Annotated in this window: 27 protein-coding genes; all 27 read right to left on the bottom strand. The window is 58.8% G+C overall.

All coding sequences use genetic code 11. The features are described from left to right. Nucleotides 1-92: 92 nt before the first annotated feature. A complete protein-coding gene (locus tag B9A97_RS25260; protein ID WP_084368599.1) occupies nucleotides 93-989 on the bottom strand; it encodes a recombinase family protein in 897 nt (298 codons plus the stop codon). A gap of 67 nt (nucleotides 990-1,056) precedes the next feature. Continuing rightward, entirely contained in the window at nucleotides 1,057-1,602 is a 546-nt protein-coding gene (locus tag B9A97_RS25255; protein WP_084368598.1) for a recombinase family protein, read from the bottom strand. A 129-nt stretch (nucleotides 1,603-1,731) separates the two neighbouring features. Next, a complete protein-coding gene (locus B9A97_RS25250) occupies nucleotides 1,732-2,706 on the bottom strand; it encodes a hypothetical protein (protein ID WP_084368597.1) in 975 nt (324 codons plus the stop codon). Between the two features lie 76 nt (nucleotides 2,707-2,782). Further along, on the bottom strand, nucleotides 2,783-2,992 hold the full coding sequence (locus tag B9A97_RS25245; RefSeq protein ID WP_084368596.1) for a hypothetical protein: 210 nt from the start codon (nucleotides 2,990-2,992) through the stop codon (nucleotides 2,783-2,785). Nucleotides 2,993-3,269: 277 nt separating this feature from the next. After that, nucleotides 3,270-3,647 (bottom strand): hypothetical protein, encoded by a 378-nt coding sequence (locus tag B9A97_RS25240; protein ID WP_084368595.1) that lies wholly within the window; start codon nucleotides 3,645-3,647, stop codon nucleotides 3,270-3,272. Further along, nucleotides 3,644-4,093: a hypothetical protein gene (locus B9A97_RS25235; protein WP_084368594.1), complete on the bottom strand. Its 450-nt coding sequence runs from the start codon at nucleotides 4,091-4,093 to the stop codon at nucleotides 3,644-3,646. Before B9A97_RS25235 ends, B9A97_RS25240 begins: the two co-directional genes overlap by 4 nt. Nucleotides 4,094-4,104: 11 nt before the next feature. Beyond that, nucleotides 4,105-4,830 carry a hypothetical protein gene (locus tag B9A97_RS25230; protein WP_084368593.1) on the bottom strand — a complete coding sequence of 242 codons (726 nt, stop codon included), beginning with the start codon at nucleotides 4,828-4,830 and terminating at the stop codon, nucleotides 4,105-4,107. Nucleotides 4,831-4,890: 60 nt separating this feature from the next. After that, nucleotides 4,891-5,157, bottom strand: a complete 267-nt coding sequence (locus B9A97_RS25225) for a hypothetical protein (RefSeq protein WP_084368592.1) — start codon at nucleotides 5,155-5,157, stop codon at nucleotides 4,891-4,893. A gap of 222 nt (nucleotides 5,158-5,379) precedes the next feature. Then, a complete protein-coding gene (locus tag B9A97_RS29945) occupies nucleotides 5,380-5,520 on the bottom strand; it encodes a hypothetical protein (protein ID WP_179145396.1) in 141 nt (46 codons plus the stop codon). Next, nucleotides 5,517-5,765, bottom strand: a complete 249-nt coding sequence (locus B9A97_RS25220) for a hypothetical protein (protein WP_084368591.1) — start codon at nucleotides 5,763-5,765, stop codon at nucleotides 5,517-5,519. Before B9A97_RS25220 ends, B9A97_RS29945 begins: the two co-directional genes overlap by 4 nt. Further along, nucleotides 5,752-6,159, bottom strand: coding sequence for a hypothetical protein (locus B9A97_RS25215; protein ID WP_084368590.1), 408 nt, complete (start codon nucleotides 6,157-6,159; stop codon nucleotides 5,752-5,754). The genes B9A97_RS25220 and B9A97_RS25215 overlap by 14 nt, the downstream gene beginning before the upstream one ends. An 11-nt stretch (nucleotides 6,160-6,170) precedes the next feature. Then, complete coding sequence (locus tag B9A97_RS25210) at nucleotides 6,171-7,139, bottom strand: hypothetical protein (protein WP_084368589.1); 969 nt, start codon at nucleotides 7,137-7,139, stop codon at nucleotides 6,171-6,173. A gap of 239 nt (nucleotides 7,140-7,378) precedes the next feature. Beyond that, nucleotides 7,379-7,903, bottom strand: a complete 525-nt coding sequence (locus B9A97_RS25205; RefSeq protein ID WP_084368588.1) for a hypothetical protein — start codon at nucleotides 7,901-7,903, stop codon at nucleotides 7,379-7,381. 30 nt (nucleotides 7,904-7,933) lie between these two features. Then, entirely contained in the window at nucleotides 7,934-8,356 is a 423-nt protein-coding gene (locus B9A97_RS25200) for a hypothetical protein (protein ID WP_084368587.1), read from the bottom strand. Between the two features lie 117 nt (nucleotides 8,357-8,473). Continuing rightward, nucleotides 8,474-8,935: a hypothetical protein gene (locus tag B9A97_RS25195; protein WP_084368586.1), complete on the bottom strand. Its 462-nt coding sequence runs from the start codon at nucleotides 8,933-8,935 to the stop codon at nucleotides 8,474-8,476. Next, complete coding sequence (locus tag B9A97_RS25190; protein ID WP_084368585.1) at nucleotides 8,932-9,183, bottom strand: hypothetical protein; 252 nt, start codon at nucleotides 9,181-9,183, stop codon at nucleotides 8,932-8,934. Before B9A97_RS25190 ends, B9A97_RS25195 begins: the two co-directional genes overlap by 4 nt. Nucleotides 9,184-9,195: 12 nt before the next feature. After that, on the bottom strand, nucleotides 9,196-9,645 hold the full coding sequence (locus tag B9A97_RS25185) for a hypothetical protein (RefSeq protein WP_084368584.1): 450 nt from the start codon (nucleotides 9,643-9,645) through the stop codon (nucleotides 9,196-9,198). Between the two features lies 1 nt (nucleotide 9,646). Beyond that, entirely contained in the window at nucleotides 9,647-10,048 is a 402-nt protein-coding gene (locus B9A97_RS25180; protein WP_084368583.1) for a hypothetical protein, read from the bottom strand. A 53-nt stretch (nucleotides 10,049-10,101) separates the two neighbouring features. Further along, complete coding sequence (locus B9A97_RS25175) at nucleotides 10,102-10,512, bottom strand: hypothetical protein (RefSeq protein WP_084368582.1); 411 nt, start codon at nucleotides 10,510-10,512, stop codon at nucleotides 10,102-10,104. 256 nt (nucleotides 10,513-10,768) lie between these two features. After that, nucleotides 10,769-11,686 (bottom strand): hypothetical protein, encoded by a 918-nt coding sequence (locus tag B9A97_RS25170; protein ID WP_084368581.1) that lies wholly within the window; start codon nucleotides 11,684-11,686, stop codon nucleotides 10,769-10,771. Nucleotides 11,687-11,819: 133 nt separating this feature from the next. Continuing rightward, on the bottom strand, nucleotides 11,820-12,254 hold the full coding sequence (locus B9A97_RS25165) for a hypothetical protein (RefSeq protein WP_084368580.1): 435 nt from the start codon (nucleotides 12,252-12,254) through the stop codon (nucleotides 11,820-11,822). A gap of 78 nt (nucleotides 12,255-12,332) precedes the next feature. Continuing rightward, nucleotides 12,333-12,770 carry a hypothetical protein gene (locus B9A97_RS25160; protein WP_084368579.1) on the bottom strand — a complete coding sequence of 146 codons (438 nt, stop codon included), beginning with the start codon at nucleotides 12,768-12,770 and terminating at the stop codon, nucleotides 12,333-12,335. Between the two features lie 265 nt (nucleotides 12,771-13,035). Beyond that, a complete protein-coding gene (locus tag B9A97_RS25155) occupies nucleotides 13,036-13,323 on the bottom strand; it encodes a hypothetical protein (protein ID WP_084368578.1) in 288 nt (95 codons plus the stop codon). A 111-nt stretch (nucleotides 13,324-13,434) separates the two neighbouring features. Further along, nucleotides 13,435-13,689 (bottom strand): hypothetical protein, encoded by a 255-nt coding sequence (locus B9A97_RS25150; RefSeq protein ID WP_084368577.1) that lies wholly within the window; start codon nucleotides 13,687-13,689, stop codon nucleotides 13,435-13,437. Nucleotides 13,690-13,744: 55 nt separating this feature from the next. Then, nucleotides 13,745-14,068, bottom strand: a complete 324-nt coding sequence (locus tag B9A97_RS25145; RefSeq protein WP_084368576.1) for a hypothetical protein — start codon at nucleotides 14,066-14,068, stop codon at nucleotides 13,745-13,747. Nucleotides 14,069-14,132: 64 nt separating this feature from the next. Next, a complete protein-coding gene (locus B9A97_RS25140; RefSeq protein ID WP_084368575.1) occupies nucleotides 14,133-14,549 on the bottom strand; it encodes a hypothetical protein in 417 nt (138 codons plus the stop codon). Nucleotides 14,550-14,783: 234 nt separating this feature from the next. After that, complete coding sequence (locus B9A97_RS25135) at nucleotides 14,784-15,116, bottom strand: hypothetical protein (protein WP_143530708.1); 333 nt, start codon at nucleotides 15,114-15,116, stop codon at nucleotides 14,784-14,786. Between the last annotated feature and the right edge of the window lie 45 nt (nucleotides 15,117-15,161).

Here is a 15,161-nt window from a genome sequence, read left to right as displayed (position 1 = left end):
TCAACTGACCGTGAATCAGTTGAGGCCTTTTCAGTATGTGCGTCGGCGGCGCGTCACGCAACCCCCATTTCCGCAAATGCAAGAATACAAGCTCACATCGAGCCTAAGGCGGTCTGTGGCTGCGTTTCCGGGTTTCCGGCGTTCCTGCTGTTCTGATAGCGCTTGAGCTTCACGCTGCCTCCTATGACCCGCTGAACACGATATATGGAGTCGACGTTCACGCCGTATGCCCTTGCGATTTCCGATGGCTTCTCGCCCTGACCGAGGCGCTTCGCGATGGCCTTCTGATCCTCAGCTCCAAGGAGGCGTCCCTGGATGCCATTCTTGAAGCGGCGGTCGATCTTGAGACCATGGTGGCGAGCGATGCTCCGGATGCGGGCGTGTTCAAGCCCCAGCTCCTTGCCGATGTCGAGAGGGCCGAGGCCTTCCTTCAGCATTTCAAGGACTCGTGCTTCGTGCTGCGCGACGATCTCCTGTCGGACCTTCCGGCGCTGGCTGTGTGATGCGCCTTCGGAAACGACCGTTGCAAGGACTGCCACTGCTTCAGGCTGCAGTGAGACCTTGCGTGTGCCAGCGCCACGCTTGCGAGCTTCGTCGAGGATCTTCGTCGCCTTCGCCTTCGAGATCTTGAGAGCTGCCATCTTCAACTTGATGGCGTCGAAGAAAGACGAATCCTTGCGGGTGTCGATCTTGTCGTCGATCGCGACCAGGTGAACGCCATCTTCGAGCAGCGCGAAACAGATCGCGGTCGTCTCAGCCTCGTCGGCTCCCAGCCGCTCGAGCTTATCGGTTGCGAGGGTGGTGCCGGACTTGGCAGCGATCAGCGCATGACCTCGGGTCTGACGTGTCGGCTTTCCAGCCCCGCGGCCGTTCCGGCTGCAGGATTCCGAATAGATCTTCACCGCCTCCGGGAACCGCGCTTGCAGCTCGGCCTTCTGAGCGATCTGATCTTCTTTCGTGACTCCGAGCGTGTATCCGAACAGCTTCATCGTCTCTTCCCTCTATTCCTCGAATCCTTTGCATCAGATTCGTGTGTCTCGATTATGCCCGTAGGATTCAGTCCTTCAAGGCTCTGTAGATGGTGGCCCGGTGTACTCCCAGCAATCTGGCCACTTCTGACACTGACTTCGTCTCGCGCAACTCCCTCGCGTGAGCGATCTGCTCCGGGGTCAGCGCAGGCGGAGGTCCGAACTTCACCCCTCTGGCCTTCGCTGCAGCCCTCCCGGAGGATGTCCGGTCGAGGATCAGCGACCTCTCGAAATCGGCCAGCGCCGCGAAGACGGTCAGGATCATCTTTCCTGCTGGGGTCGTGGTGTCGGCCCATGGTTCTGCCATCGACTTCAGACCAGCTCCGGCATCTGCGATCCGTTCCCCGATATTCAGGAGATCGATCGTCGATCGTGCGAGGCGATCCAGCCGGGTGACGATGATGATGTCTCCGGCCCGGATGTGGTCGAGCATCTTCTGCAGCTCCGGGCGCTCGCGACTTGCTCCGGAGATGTTCTCCGAGAAGATCCGCGAGCAACCTGCGGCGGCCAGCTCTGCTCGCTGCTGCGCTGTGTTCTGTCCCGATGTCGATACTCGTGCGTAGCCGATCAGCATTCGCATCCTCTATGTCGCATAACTCGTCGCAAGTATCTATAACCTGCGACGGACATCTGCGACAAGCCTTGGGACCGGAAATCATGGCGGCCATGATGCGTCGCACATCTTCCAACTTATGCGACGAGCTCAATGAACCGTCCTCCGTGTTCTCTTCTCCCTCTGGATCGCCTCGTCGACAGGATCGAGACCGATGCTTTCCATAATGTTCCTGATGATTGCCGGGTCGAGCTTGCTCGCGCTTTCTTTCTGAGGCGAGCCATAGATCTCTTCGAAGACGCTATCGGGGATGACCTGTTGAGTGCCTTCCTCCTGGAGCGGTCCGTACTCGTCTCTGATCAGCTTTCCGAGAGTTCCCCGGATAGCCCAGCGCATCATCATGTCGTGCATCTTGCGGTTCAAGTCGGCGGAAGGGCTGCTATCGTCATCCCAGCATCCGGCCTTGGCCGACATCGCCATGTTCTGAAAGACGAGGGCGCGGCGCTCCTTGGCAGTCCTGATGTCGAAGTCGGCAATGCTCTCGCCTGGCAGTTTCGGAAACTTCGAAAGCCAGTCGTAGACGATAGGGTCGGTGCGCTCATAGGACAGCTTCTCGATCTCCTCCATGGCGTTCGACGGAACACCGTGTAGGAAAGGGATCTCTTCTTCGATAAGCATCCAGAGGAAACGATAGGCTTCGCGGAAGGCATCCTCGACGGACTGGTTCGACGACAGCAGAAGGGTAGGGACCGCAAACCAGCCGTGGCGCTCTGGCCTCGTGTCGAACTCGGTCACGGCGCTGGACTTGGCAGGCTGCATCACGCCCTCGGCATCCGGCAGAGAGAGCCGGGGGGCAATCTTGATTCGTGCCGTCGGCAGGATCCTGCGGACCTCGAGAGCGAGATCGAACAGGGCCTTGTGCATCACCGGATTACCTGGACCGACATCTAGGCGATAATTCCCATCGGGATCGACGATCGGCAAATCGGCCGGGCTCACCATCGACCAGTGCGGCACGGTCGGAGAATGGATGTTGTCGAAGATGTAGACGGCGCTCGGATCAGGGAACACGCGCTCCCATGGCTGCTGTGGAAAGTCCTCGACTGCGAGTGCTGTGTTCTTCATGGTCCGCGGCCTCCTCTCCGCTGGATGGGTGATTTCTGGAGTAGAAGGAAGAGGGCCGAAACCCTCCTCCTAGAACTCAATACCAATGGGGATCTGGAGCAGGCTGCTCTCCGGCGACGAACTCGCCGTCCCACGTCTGCACTCGGAAGGAACCTGGTTCGCCAACCTTCCACTCATTCATGATTTCCATTGCTTCTTCGATCGTGTCAGCTCCACGGCTGTAGCAACGGCCGTAACCGCAATCCTGAACAACCGAGAAGTCCCTTTGATAGCTGTACCGCTCCATATCCCGTCTCCCTCTATTCCTTGGAGAGCGTTCATCGCTCCCTTCTGAGTTCAAGGATGCTTGTCGGCGAAGCGTAACGCAAACGAAAAAATCCGAATTTCTGGCGCCGAAGGATGGGTGTTTGGGATCTTGCAGAATGATCAGCCGGGGTAGCGAACACGGTCAACAAAATGGCCTCGAAAATAATCGCGTCCGGACGCGCGAAACCCGCCGATAGCAGGGAAACCATCGGCGGATCGGGGGCTTCGTCGTGTATTGTTGACAACGCGGACAGGGGTTAGCCGTCGTTGGCGTGCTTGTCCTGGCTGTCGACCAGGTACTCGTATTCGGTCCCGAACAGGTTCCGGTGTTCGGCCTCGAACTTGGTGATCTGAGCTATCACCTCCTGAATGAGCGGGAACTTGACGAAGCCGCGCTTGTCGGCCGGGATGTGGGCCGCGTTCGGCAGCTTGGTCAGCCGGATCCCGCGAGGGGTTTTCCCGACGAGGAACCGCAGCTTGCAAGGGATGCCGTGGGCCTGAAGCATGGCGACTGCATCAGCGGCATGGATCGCCTCCGGGTCGAGGTGCTCGACTTCGATGACCTGGATGGATTCCTCTTTCGGCTGGACCTTGCCGCCGACGATCTCGAAGGGGGCGAAGAAGGCGTCTGTCATGGCTTCAGCCTCCCCAGCTTCTTCAGACAACGCGGACAGGAGATGGCATCACCCTCGGAGGTGCTGGCCCACATGATCGAAGGGTAGGTGCCACAGATTGCCTGTTTCTGATCCCAGACATGGCTCGCGGTCTGACCGTCATCGATCGCGACTGCATGGAACACGCCGCCCTTGCCGAGTTCGTTACCGTTCCGCAACGCCCCGGCCTTCTGCAATGGGATGAAGCGGTCGCCGTTCTGGGCAACGAACACGATGCTGGCGAGGAGGCGCTTCGCTTCAGCCTCGGCGGCAACCCTATCTGCCTCGATTTGGCGAACGCGCTCGTCCCAGATTGCGTCCTGCTCCTCTTGACTGACTTTGACACCATTGCGCATGCCGGGGACTGAGATCAGGCCGGAATCCTTCTTCAAGCCCTCGGCCATTTTCTGCAGGAAGTCGTTCAACACGGCGGCTCTCCTCACTTGATCCGGCGATAGCGGCGTGGATCGAATACGGTCCCGGCTAGGGGTAGTCCGGCGGATCCGCGATAGATGTCGGCAAGTCTCCCTGCCATCACGCTCTTGCCCTTTGTTCGCGGCTGAACGGTGTGGACTATCCTCACCTCGGCTCCTGCTGGCGGGATGTCGTGGCTGACGATGTTCGGGATGACGTTGTGGAGATGCGGCTTCAGCTCGCCGTCATCGATCGTCGAGAAGTGCATCCGGCGTGCGGCATTCTCCAAGGCTTCGACCTTACGAGGATCGATCCGCATGTCGTAGCCGAGTTTCCGGGTCCGAACGTAGCCGATCTCTCGACTTTCTCTGACGGACGCCTTCTCATCCTGCATCGCATCGAAGTGGTCGACGGCTTCCTTGCCGAAGAATACGAAAGTTGGCGGCCTGAAGTAGACCTCCTCGCCGCGCTGCTGCGCCTGTTCACAGCGGTCGATGGCATCCAGAGGTGTCTCGCAGATGTAGACGGTGCCCTTCTTGACCTCGGCAGTGATCCGGGGCGCTTCCTGATTGGTCCGGGTTTCGATCAGCCTGCTGTCGCCCTCAAGATCTGCCTTCATCAACGCGATCAGCTCTTCCATGAACGCCTTCGTCGGCTCGTTGCCCTTGCCGCCCTTGTCGCTGACCGGGATCCGGAACATGGTCTTGCCCAAGCTGGCTGGGTGCCTGATTTTCTTCGTCGTCGTTTCCATCTAATTGTCCTCCTCGTGATGGTGGTGGGCGGCTCCTCCTGCCGCCCTGGATGATGTCGATTAGAAAGAGCCGCCGTAGACGGCGCGCTGGTCGGCAGCCTGCTCGGCCCGGAACTCGCGGTTCGCTGCAGCCCATTCCGCCTGCACTTCGCGCGGCACCTTTACGATCGGCAGCAGGCGCTCGGCCTCGGCGCAGACGGCATCCCATTCCGCGTCCGTCAGGCTCCAGCCCTGCGCCCTGAAGCAGCCGAGATCGTCGATCCCGGACGCCTTGCTGTCGATTGCGACGATCACGGCGATCTCCTGCAGGGGGCCAAATAACGACATTCGATTTCTCCTCTAATCCCGAGAGCGTCCATCGCTCTCTTCTGCATTCATGATTGCCGTCGGCGGCGCTTAACGCAAACGAAAAAATCAGAAAGATCGGCGGCGTTAAATCCGGCTTTCGGTATTGCGAGCGGGGTCAACAAACTTTCTTCAGCGGGCACGAAAAAACCGCCCCGGAAGGCGGTTCTGTCGGCGGAAATCATGGAGATCCGGCTTCCTGCATCATCGACTGGACCCCTTCCTTGGCAGCGCGGCATTGACCAGGGCGGCGGCTGCGAACATCGGAACGACGGCGGCTATCCGGCTGGCTGCGAAAGCGATCTTCATGATCGGCGGCAGTTCGGGGGTGGTGTTCGGGTTCATGGCTTCATCCCTTCAGTGTTCTCGTCCCGCTTTTCGCAGCGGCCGACGATGGAGTGGACGACGTCCGGGAGGCGATTGTCATGGATGTCGTGGAGCAATTCCTCGAAAAACAGGGCAGCTTGCTTCAGGTGCCTCTTATCCGCCTCCGAGGCCGCCTTTCTGGCCTGCGGCAGCAGCTTCTCGATCTTGGCGGCCAGCTCCTTGAGCTCTCCGGTGGCCTTGTACAGTTCTTCAATTTTCGACATGTGGGTTTCTCCTGTTCTCTATTTCTCTCTGAAGGACGGCTTCCAGCTCGTCCAAGGTGTCGTCGGTAAATGCCAGCGGGATGGCCGCCGGAGGTCTCTTGACCGGGAACGGCAGCACATTGTTCGGCCGCTCGATCCGTTCCGGTTCCGGGCTGCGCAGCGGGGTGGCCGACTGGTCATGGATCCGGAGTTCGTAGCTGATGCTGCCATCGGTCCCGGTGAAGACGACGGTGCTGCCGTCTTCCACGAAGTAGCCATGGACTTCATCGTCGGATCGGCCTTTCAGGCTTCGGGCGATGTTGGCGAGCGCCCCGATGTCTCCCGGGGCGTAGGTGCCGGACATCTCGCGGATGAAGTCGGCAAGGCAGCGCTTGGCGTGGTGGGGTGAGGTCATCGATCGGCTCCTCACAGTACACGGCGGTTGGTGAAGATGCCGCCAAATGCACCTGCAGGAAGGTTTGCCGGATGGATCGGGCCGAACTCCGTGAAGACGATTGGCTGCAGGTCATCGGGGTTGCCGACAATCCGGATCCGCCTCCCTGCTTCTTCGGCCTCGGCCAGGCGCTGTTCCCAGACAGCCTCGTTGTCATGACGAAGGTCAGCGGCGTGGGCATATGCCTCCTGCTCCCAGTGGGCTTTGAGACCTTGGATACAGGGAAGCTCGCCAGCCCGAGCAGACATCGACTCCGTTCCGAAATAAAGTCTGACATTCGTCAGTGCCTCGAAGGTGGGGATCTTCTTCGCAGCAGCTTCCAGATGCCAGATGCTACCGCCAGCAAGGCTGTTTCTGCCGCGCCACTTCCACACTCCGTCCGGAAGTTTGGAGACCACGATGCTCTTTCCATTGAGATCGAAATCGCACTCGACGACCTCGTCGACGACCCTGAAAGGACCCTTTGGCGGAAGGCCGAGAAAGATTCCGGCATATGCGGACAGATCCTCTCTGATGAGGCACTCCATCTCCTCATGCGTCATGGGCCGGATATTGTCCCGACGACGCTGAAGAATGATGCGTTCGATTTCGGCTTGCTTGGCTTCGTTTGCCTTGAAATCCTCGTAAGTCAGAGCTTCGGTAGCAACCTCATCGATATTCCAGCGGATCTGAGGAAGTCGATGCTCGATCTCTGCAGAAAGTCGCCGCCAGTCATCGTGTGCGGTTTCAAGCAGCATGATCTCCTCCTGGATGATCCCTCGGTCGTATTCGAGGCGATCCCGCGTTCCGCAATCGGTGATGCGGTCGATGCTCCTGTTGAGGCAGTTGAGCTCTATATCGGCCTCCTCAACTAACCACTGCAGGCAGTTACTGGTGTCGATGCGTGCTTCCTCGAACTGTGCGACGGCAGCCTTCAGCCTGTCGGTGTATCGTGATTTCATGGTGAGTTCCCTCTCTCTTCTAATCCTCCGAAGGCGTTGATCGCCCTCGTCTGAATACAAGGATTGCCGTCGGCGGAGCCTACCGCAAGCGGAAAAATCAGGCTCGGGAGAGGGTGGTTTGAAACTGGAATGAAAAGGTTCGGCGGCTGCTTCGATGGTCAACAAACTTGCATCGAAAATAATTCTGCGGCGGCCATGAAAAATCCGCCGACGGAAGATCTTGTCGGCGGATTAGGTGGCTATTTGGATCTGCTTGCTTTCGGGGGAGACCAGTCAAGGAAATGGCTGATATTGCCTTCGTGATCTGTCATCCGGATGCGCTGCTCCCGCGCGAAGTGGTGCGTTGGCAGCCCGGCGCGTTCGAGAGCATGTATGCGGTTGTCGGTGAGCTGCAGGATGAAGCCGCGGAACTTTGGCTTGCCGCCTCCACCTACAGCGATGCGATCGAGCCGCCATCCGTCTTCGGAGTAGAGCAGCGAGAGAAACCAGCCGTGGTAAGGGCCGGGGTTGGGCGTCGGAAAGTAGTATGATCCGGTGACACCGGGCCAGAGTTCATTCGGAAGCCCTGAATCCTGAATCGAGATCAGGGCATCTTCTGCGAGTAGCCGAAGTTGATCATCGGTCGGCACCTGGAGAGCAAACTCCGCGAGATCGTTGTTCTTATCGTCGAAGAGCGATCGGACGGCATTGATGTCGGAAAAGGCTGCTCCACGCGAAGGATCCGGTCGCTCGATATCGAAGAGATTGTAGAGATCGCGGGTCATGGTGCCGTCCTCGAATTGGTCATGGCGGCCTCAGTGTTTCACCGCGAAACGGGATGCGAAAGTGGCTTCGAAGGGCTCGAAGTCATACGAAAGCTGACCGTCGCTATCGAGCGGCATGTCGAGCGGGACCGGGATGATCTGAACGAGGTGATGACCGCGGAGGTTCATGGCTCGCAATCCGGCGACTAGCTTCATCTCCCGGATGCCCTCTTCATGAGGAGCGAAGTGGATGATCTGCATTCTGCCTCCTGCCTTCAGGGCTGCCTCCATGATGGGCGCGACGAACGCCCGGAGGCTAGGGATGTCGTCGATACCGAACTCCTCGGCGGCGCTGCTGCCATTGCGGCCGAAGAGACGCACAGGCTCCTTGGGGTCGGTGCTGACAAGCATATAGCCGTAGTCGAGTGTCAAAATCGTTTCCGGTTCTCCGGAAGGGGTTAGCAGTGTGGTCATGTGTGGGGATCCTCCTCTGGAATTGTTAGAGCAATCGGGCTCGAAGCGGCCGAAGGCCGCCTGGTCGATGTCGCTCCGTACGGGCCGCCGGGCGAGGCGGCCGATACGACCCGGCATCTAGTGAATTGCGTGTGACGACATCTCAGGCCATGGATGCTCGATCTCGATAAGATCCATAGGCCGCTCGTCGATCGGCGGGGCATCGTTCGGCAGCTTGAACCCGAGATCAGTGGCCCATCTCTTCGCCAGCCGATACATCAGCAAGACATTCTCATCGTCCTGCTCCTCGAGCGTCGACAAGAAGTCAGCGGCCATCGTCTTCTGGTCGCCCCCGGCAAAGGGGAGTAGAACAGGAAGCACGACACCGAGCTCGCCACGCTGATACCTGCCAGCGATCCTCCTGAGCTGCTGCGATGTCTCATAGGTCGGCTCCCCAGCATGACGGCGAAGGATGTCGTTCTCGATGACGGTCGTGACTTTGCCGAAGACATACTCCTCAAGCTCACGCAGTTCGTCGTCGAGGTGCTGTTCCCACTCGAACTCGAATATTCCGATTTCCTCTTCCTCCATGTCGGTCACCAGCCCAGTCCGTCGAACTCGGTCAGATCGATCCGCTTCCGGGGATCGATGGGGATCCCCTTCGGCAGAACGACGGCTTTCGGGACAGGGTTACGGAAGTCCGGCGCGTCTGGGTTCATCTTCCTCGCGCGGGCACCTGCTTTTTCGAGCGTGGCAAAGCTGTCGAGACTGACGTTCCTCGGCTTCGCTGGACTGACATCCGCGAACTCCGCGATGAACTCGTTGATGTGTGCAGATACGGTGGTCATGGTCTCTCTCCTCTATTTCGTGAATCTGATGTTGACCCGGCGATATGGGTTGTCGTCTGGCTCCGGGATTTGCTCCCACTGTTCCGCCGTGAAGGGCAGAAAGCGCGGCTCGCCGTCTTCGGTCTTCGAGATCGCGCACTTCTCGGCATCAACCAGATGCCACTTCCCTTCGATCCGGCGCACTCTCGCCCAGACACCGACGACAGTGTCGAAAGGGTAGCGTCGGCCGGGGCCGTCGCTGTAAGTGCTGAACTCAACGCCATCCCAGTAGAACTCCGGGAACCCGAGCTTGCGGAGCGTGCTCTCGACAACACCGCATCTGGCCTTGAGGCCATCAAAGTGCAGGAGGTAGCTGGCACCCTTGTTCTTCGTTGAATGCAGGACCGCGTTCACCCCGGCCTTGTTGTCGTCGGTGATCGGCTGTGTTCCGCCGAGCTGAATGAGCGTGTGGGCGCGGTTCATCTCAGTATCCCTCCGATCGACGATCGAGGATGACATCGCGGCCGACATCAATTCCGAGATGCTCGAGGTCATAGACGACTTTTGGAGCGCGGACGCTTTCCTTCCAGAATTCGCCCTCGTGATACTGGTCTTCACGAGACCGCAGCACGGGCTCCGATCGTTCGACTGGCCATTCGAACCGGGTCTTCTTGAGCGGCAGGAACAGAGGCGTGCGGCCGCCAACAGGGACTCTGGTTAGCCCGAACTCCGGCATCAGGTACTCGTCGATCTGTCCGCTCTCGTTGTAGACCGTGTTGTATTTATACAGTCCGTGGTCAGCTTCGCCGTCCGTGAAGTCGAATCCATGGGTCTCAAGGATCCTGATGTTCGGACGGCTGTCGATCTCTTCGCTTGGGTATTTCATGTTGCTTCCTCCGGGAGATGGGGAGGGTTGACCCCTCCCTCTGGTTGTCGGCTTCAGGCGGCCTGTTTGATGATCATGCCTGCGATCGAGCGCTGCTGGATCTCAGCGGCCTGCTCAGCAGTGACGACGAGGGCGACCTTCTCGCGCTGTCCCGGATAGCGGGTCTCGCGAGCGACGGAAGCGACGCGCCATCCGGACTTGGTGTAGCGGTAGGTGACCTTCGAGCCGATGACCTGGTGCCCGGTGTATGCTTGGCTTGGGCCAGCCGTGAGCAGGACGGCTTCCATGCCGATGGACATGGATTTCGGCAGCTTACTGGCGACACGGAGATCTTCGATTTCGTCGGCGGCCTCAATGATCTGGCGAGGGCTCGTCGTCCAGCGCAGAGCGTTGCCCTGATGCTCGGCAACAGGCTGCTTCAGGGCTTCGACGGTCAGCGGCAGGAGTGCGATTTTCTTAGACATGATGGTGATCCTCTCTGGAGTCGGAAGTGATTGATTTTCCTTCCGTTATTTAAAGGATCACCCATCGGCGGAACTGGCACAAGAGGGCGAAAACTATTATTTTTCAGATACTTAGAAAGCTGAAGCAATAGCCTTCGGAAACGCTGAGCTTGTCAACAAAATGGGGTGCGAAAAAAGATTTGCGGGCACAGAAAAACCCGCCGACAGGGTGTTTCTGTCGGCGGGTTTGTCGGCGGAGTAGCTGATCGACGATCGCTTATCGGCCGTATCCGCGTCCTGCGTCCGGCTCCTGGTCACGACTATAATTCCGGCCGTCTTCCTGAGCCCGAAGGCGAGCTTGGTGAGCGCGGAAAGCGTCGCGGTCGGCTTGCGATCCGAACTGAGCGGTCACCGGGGCCGGGGCAGCGGCACTTGCGGTTGCTCTTTGACGTGCGGCGGCTTCGTTTCTGGCTTGGATGATGGCTATGTTGTTGCAACCGATCTCGATAATTTTCTTCTGTATGACACTGAGATCGCGGGTCATGATGGCCTTGCCGTCCTCGGTCGTATAGCGAGGATCGACTTCACCGAGGGATCCATCCGGGTTGAGCTTCCTCCCGACCATAAAGGTCACCGTCTTGTTCTGCACGCCGTCGTACTGCGGCGGGATTTGCTCAAGGGCCATGCTTCGAGGGTCGACGTTTCCCGGTGTGAAGTTCGCGATATAAAAGTTGATCTGAGACTTCGAACCGTCTGGCGCGATGTGAAGCATCTTGCCGAGAATGGTCGTAGCGAGGTGCCGAAGTTTCACCTCGCGGCTTTCCTTCGTCGCCTCATCGACAACGCGGACTTTGACGATGGTAGGGGTGTCCTCACCGATCCTGAATTGCGACCCGAGCTCTTTTGGAACCGATCGCTGAAGAGTGGCAAAAGCAGACTCCCGGTCGCTCGACAGCTTGCGGATCGTTGCGCGTTCGACGATCTGGTGGTCGAGATATTCCTTGTGCGGTGTCGTCGGCTTCTGAGCTTCCGCGTTTTTGGCAAACTCGGCTTCCGACTCCTGTCGGAACCATCGCGCCGTGCTCGTGTATTGAGCTTTGCGCTCCGCTTCGGCTCGGGCGGATTCCTGAGCTGCCTTGTATGCGGGGCTGTTGTAATAATCCGGCTCGATGGGTGGTCTAGTGCCAGTACTCATTGCTGTTCCTCCTGTTGTCGCGCACTTCATGAACGCGTTGTCGAAATCGTCGGCGGCCAGCTCGCAAGGAACAACGGCGGCCGACAGGAGCAGCAGCGAGATCCTCCTTCTCTCTACTGCCCCCTTGGTTTGGTCATCCGGGGAAATCGGTGAGGTCGAAATTGAGCCCGATCGTCTCGGCGGCGATCGTTTTTCTGGTCGGCTTCTCTTTCGGCCGAGCGAGATCGCGGGGATACACAGAGCCGTGCAGCAGCCCGTTAGCGGCATGCTCAACGGCTCGACTGATAGCGATCAGCGTTGCCCAGTTCGATGCCTGGGCAAGCTCAATCTGGCGCTCCATCAAGCTGCGATCCCCTTTCGGGAAGTCGCTGAGGTCGATCGACTTGAACTTGGTCTCGATGTCTCGGGTCAAGATTTCGAGCTTGTCGATCATCGTGATCGTTTCCCGGAGCTGCTGTAGCGCGATGTCGTTCTTCGCTGCCTTCGCGTTGGCGATGGACTTTTGTGGGCCGCCGACAGGACGGGAGACAGGCTTCGCAGTGGGGCGTGGGGATTTCGTCGTGGTCATGGTCTGGATCCTTTCCGGATGCTTGTGATGTCATGGGGAGTAGAAGGGGAGAGAGCCGAAGCCCTCTCCGTTTCGGGGTCAGCGGCGCGGATACCAGACGGCGTTGCCGCGTAAGACGAGGCAGCGATACTCATCCTCAAGAATAGTCTCTGCGATCTCGGTCAGTTGTTCTGGTGTGAGTTTATTAGCAGCGGCTTCTATGGCGCTGTCGTCCATGCCATTGCGATCGATCCCAGCGCGATCCAGAAGCTCCTCGGCCGAGCATGCTTCAAGAATTGCGCTGTCGATAGTTCCGGTATCTTCGTCGATGTTCTCACGCATGACGAGGAAGTGGATGTTGCCAGCGTCGAAGCCTTCGCCGTGTTCCTTCGCGACCATGTTGTCGAGAAGTTTGAGGGCTTTCAGCTCGGCACGATGGTTGTATTCGCCAGCCTCGATTGCGACGGCGAGGGTTGCGATCCGAGCGGTCAATTCGGTGTAGTCGAAGCTCGTCGTGGACAGTGGAGCCGTGTTCATTTTGATTTCCTCTCTCTATTCCGAAAGCGTTGATCGCTTCCTCTGACTTCAAGGATGCTTGTCGGTGGAGCTTAACGCAATCGAAAAAATCGAAGAAAATCGCAAGGAAAGACAATCACTTGGATACCGGAAGCGATACGTTTCGGAACACCGATTACGGTCAACAAAATGGCCTCGAAAATAATTACAGGCCGGACACGAAAAATCCGCCGACAGGGATTTCCATCGGCGGATTCTGAGGTCGAGGATCGATCGACGATCGGGATCAGGCGGCGTTACGGATCTGGCTCGCCCACGCGATTAGGGCGGCTTGCTCGCCGTCCAGTCGGGCGAAGTCGGCAGCTTGTGAAATGACGGCTGCAGCGAGCTCGACCGTGGAGGATGTTAGTCCGTCCTTCCGGATCTCGCCAATTGCGTCGGCGCAATCCTGTTGTGCCTGGATGGCATCCCCATCCGGGGCGTAGAAGCCGCCTCCGGTGTCAATGAGTGCCTTCGCGTCATTCAGGCGGCGGATGACATATGCCGCGTCGATGAGGGGTGCTGTGATGGTCATATCTGGTCTCCTGATGATGAGTTGATGGAGACCCGCGTGGGGAGCGATAACGAGCCCGGCGATCTGCTGCTGCGCAGCCGGGAGTCGGGGGCGGCCGAAGGCCGCCTGGTGTCAGGCGGCAGCCTTTGTGGCCTCTGTGATGTCGAAGGCGATGTCGAGAATGGCCTCCTCGATCGCTGTGGCCTCGTAGGCATACGCGCTGAGGTTCTGGCCGATCTTGAACAGATCTTCGAACTCCTTGGATCCGACAGGGAAACAGCCGATATCGTCGACGAGGTCGCTCATTCTGGCGAGAGCGTTCTGGTACTGCGCGATGACGGCTTCTGCACGCCTAGCGGCGGCGATTGAGCGGGTGCTGGGGTTCATTTGGGGGTTCCTCCTCTGGAATGGGTGGGCGGCTCCTCCTGCCGCCCTATTGGGGTCACATGCTGAAGATCGAACGGAACATGCTGTTCGCCGGGATTTCGAGGTCGACCGGACCTCCGAATGGAACGTCCGGGAGATCTTCGAGGAAGCTGCGAGCGCGATCTGCAAGCTTCGGAGAGACTTTCGGATCGTAGGCCTTGTTGAGATGCTCCGCGAACTCAACCGCGCTCCTCAGATCCCTCGCGGTGGTCAGGTTCTTCCGGGCATCCCGGAGACGCTGAAGGATGCTGCGGTGATGGCGATCGAACACGGTCACGGTGTCGAAGATGGCGAGGTAGCTGTCGATGGCCGACTGCTGCTGTTCAAGAGTGGTGGTCATGTCTGGGTTTCCTGTGATCTCGGGAAAGGGGTGGGCGGCTCCTTTGGCCGCCCTGTTGGTGTCGTCAGGCTGCTTTCAGAGCCAACTCGGTTGCAATGCTCACGCTGCCTTCGTCTTCGTAGTTGATGACGAGATCGAATAGACCCAACCCCTCCGCGTCCGGCTCGTAGGCGACAAGGTAATCTCCGAACATCTTCGGCGGCTGACCCTTCATGCGCTTGCAGATCCGATCGAATGCATTGCTGTCGGTCGGGTGGTTGCCGTAGTGGTACATCTCTTCAACGGCTTCGATGTCGAGATCGATCTGTTCGACGGCGTCTGCCGCTTGTTCCATCGCCCACTTAAAGAGGCGATATCCTGCGTCCGACATGCGATCGACGCCAACGGCATCCAGTTCCCAAGCGCGGTTGAGGGCGCGGATGAAGGCCTTGTCGGTTTCCTCGGAAAGTGTGGTCCGGACGTCTTCAATTTTCTTGGTCATTTCATTTTCCCTGTTCTCTGAAGGTCAGGAAGTCGTTGTCTCGCTTCCCTTATGATTATGATGCTTGTCGGCGGCACGTACCGCAAGCGCAATAATCCAATAAAATGAGCTGCCGAAAAACAGCCCGCGGAATTGCTCGCACGGTCAACAAACTTTTTTCTTGCAGCCATGGAAAAAGACGCCGACGGCGGGTTTTCTATCGGCGGATCCGGCAAGGGCAGGGGGCGACAGTCCCTACGACTGTCCCGGTCCCATGAACTCAACGAACGCGCTCCGACGGAGGCTGACCAGACGGCGGCTCGCATCCAGGATGCGGCGGCGCTGCTTGTCTTCATGGAAGCCGAACTCGCGGATCAGCGGTCGGATGAAAGGGCTGTCGATCCGGAGCTGGGACATCCGCTCCGATCTCGATGTCAACAATTGCCGGAGCTCGCTGACAGGCAGCTTCAGGATGTCGTCCCACTCCACGAACTGGCCGTGGTCGCCGTACTGCTCCCGAAGGCTGTCGTTCTCCTGCTGCGCGACCTGGACTAGCTCCGGCCGATCCCGCAGGGCGCGTGCGATCATTCGATGCCTGAACAAGCTCTCGAGAAGGCGGCGGTAATCTGTGGG

It is taken from the genome of Rhizobium sp. RU36D (genome assembly GCF_900176345.1).
GTDB lineage: Bacteria > Pseudomonadota > Alphaproteobacteria > Rhizobiales > Rhizobiaceae > Allorhizobium.
The sequence above is the reverse complement of the archived record's forward strand: the minus strand, read 5'-3'. Positions and strand labels throughout refer to the sequence as shown.

Coding starts and splice junctions, on each gene's coding strand:
- B9A97_RS25245 (WP_084368596.1), bottom strand. CDS start 2,992: ATGGAGCGGTACAGCTATCAAAGGGACTTCTCGGTTGTTCAGGATTGC.
- B9A97_RS25230 (WP_084368593.1), bottom strand. CDS start 4,830: ATGGAAACGACGACGAAGAAAATCAGGCACCCAGCCAGCTTGGGCAAG.
- B9A97_RS25140 (WP_084368575.1), bottom strand. CDS start 14,549: ATGACCAAGAAAATTGAAGACGTCCGGACCACACTTTCCGAGGAAACC.
- B9A97_RS25150 (WP_084368577.1), bottom strand. CDS start 13,689: ATGAACCCCAGCACCCGCTCAATCGCCGCCGCTAGGCGTGCAGAAGCC.
- B9A97_RS25210 (WP_084368589.1), bottom strand. CDS start 7,139: ATGAAATCACGATACACCGACAGGCTGAAGGCTGCCGTCGCACAGTTC.
- B9A97_RS25220 (WP_084368591.1), bottom strand. CDS start 5,765: ATGTCGAAAATTGAAGAACTGTACAAGGCCACCGGAGAGCTCAAGGAG.
- B9A97_RS25205 (WP_084368588.1), bottom strand. CDS start 7,903: ATGACCCGCGATCTCTACAATCTCTTCGATATCGAGCGACCGGATCCT.
- B9A97_RS29945 (WP_179145396.1), bottom strand. CDS start 5,520: ATGAACCCGAACACCACCCCCGAACTGCCGCCGATCATGAAGATCGCT.
- B9A97_RS25200 (WP_084368587.1), bottom strand. CDS start 8,356: ATGACCACACTGCTAACCCCTTCCGGAGAACCGGAAACGATTTTGACA.
- B9A97_RS25260 (WP_084368599.1), bottom strand. CDS start 989: ATGAAGCTGTTCGGATACACGCTCGGAGTCACGAAAGAAGATCAGATC.
- B9A97_RS25145 (WP_084368576.1), bottom strand. CDS start 14,068: ATGACCACCACTCTTGAACAGCAGCAGTCGGCCATCGACAGCTACCTC.
- B9A97_RS25155 (WP_084368578.1), bottom strand. CDS start 13,323: ATGACCATCACAGCACCCCTCATCGACGCGGCATATGTCATCCGCCGC.
- B9A97_RS25185 (WP_084368584.1), bottom strand. CDS start 9,645: ATGAACCGCGCCCACACGCTCATTCAGCTCGGCGGAACACAGCCGATC.
- B9A97_RS25180 (WP_084368583.1), bottom strand. CDS start 10,048: ATGAAATACCCAAGCGAAGAGATCGACAGCCGTCCGAACATCAGGATC.
- B9A97_RS25240 (WP_084368595.1), bottom strand. CDS start 3,647: ATGACAGACGCCTTCTTCGCCCCCTTCGAGATCGTCGGCGGCAAGGTC.
- B9A97_RS25135 (WP_143530708.1), bottom strand. CDS start 15,116: ATGATCGCACGCGCCCTGCGGGATCGGCCGGAGCTAGTCCAGGTCGCG.
- B9A97_RS25250 (WP_084368597.1), bottom strand. CDS start 2,706: ATGAAGAACACAGCACTCGCAGTCGAGGACTTTCCACAGCAGCCATGG.
- B9A97_RS25170 (WP_084368581.1), bottom strand. CDS start 11,686: ATGAGTACTGGCACTAGACCACCCATCGAGCCGGATTATTACAACAGC.
- B9A97_RS25190 (WP_084368585.1), bottom strand. CDS start 9,183: ATGACCACCGTATCTGCACACATCAACGAGTTCATCGCGGAGTTCGCG.
- B9A97_RS25160 (WP_084368579.1), bottom strand. CDS start 12,770: ATGAACACGGCTCCACTGTCCACGACGAGCTTCGACTACACCGAATTG.
- B9A97_RS25165 (WP_084368580.1), bottom strand. CDS start 12,254: ATGACCACGACGAAATCCCCACGCCCCACTGCGAAGCCTGTCTCCCGT.
- B9A97_RS25225 (WP_084368592.1), bottom strand. CDS start 5,157: ATGTCGTTATTTGGCCCCCTGCAGGAGATCGCCGTGATCGTCGCAATC.
- B9A97_RS25175 (WP_084368582.1), bottom strand. CDS start 10,512: ATGTCTAAGAAAATCGCACTCCTGCCGCTGACCGTCGAAGCCCTGAAG.
- B9A97_RS25215 (WP_084368590.1), bottom strand. CDS start 6,159: ATGACCTCACCCCACCACGCCAAGCGCTGCCTTGCCGACTTCATCCGC.
- B9A97_RS25255 (WP_084368598.1), bottom strand. CDS start 1,602: ATGCTGATCGGCTACGCACGAGTATCGACATCGGGACAGAACACAGCG.